We start from the raw sequence: 371 nt of genomic DNA, 5'->3' as shown, positions 1-371 counted from the left end.
GGCGAAGGCCGCTGGTCGCTGGTGCTGACGCCCGTCCCCACGCCGCTGGACAAGATTTTCTCTACCCTTGATTTGAAGGGCGCGATCTATCTGGAATCCATTCGCCTGAACGATAAGCAGGGCGACACGACGGATATCGCCCTCTCCCGCCACCAACTGACGCCCGCCCGCCTGACCGATGCAGAACGCCAGCGCTTTGCCGCACCGTAACGCCCTGCGCCCGGCGCTGCTGTGGGCCGCGGTATGCCTGATCCTGCTGGGCGTGCTGCTGTCGCTGCTGCCCGGCGCGCGGCTGAACAGCAGCGTGCTCGCCATGCTGCCGAAACAGACGCTCGGCGCGATCCCTCCCGCTCTCAACGACGGATTTATGC

The 371-nt window shown here is 65.8% G+C and carries 1 protein-coding gene and 1 pseudogene; both read left to right on the top strand.

The window, feature by feature from the left end:
- A pseudogene (locus RTW80_RS27755) lies at positions 1-210 on the top strand (outer membrane lipoprotein carrier protein LolA); the annotation flags it as partial.
- Positions 179-371, top strand: a 193-nt coding sequence (locus tag RTW80_RS27750) for a hypothetical protein (RefSeq protein ID WP_312721329.1), incomplete at its 3' end; no start/stop codon positions are given. The pseudogene RTW80_RS27755 and the gene RTW80_RS27750, both read left to right, overlap by 32 nt.

The sequence above is a fragment of the Escherichia sp. AM3 genome (genome assembly GCF_032029835.1).
Lineage (GTDB): Bacteria > Pseudomonadota > Gammaproteobacteria > Enterobacterales > Enterobacteriaceae > Escherichia > Escherichia coli.
Note: the sequence above shows the minus strand (reverse complement) of the source record. Positions and strands in the feature narration are given on the sequence as shown.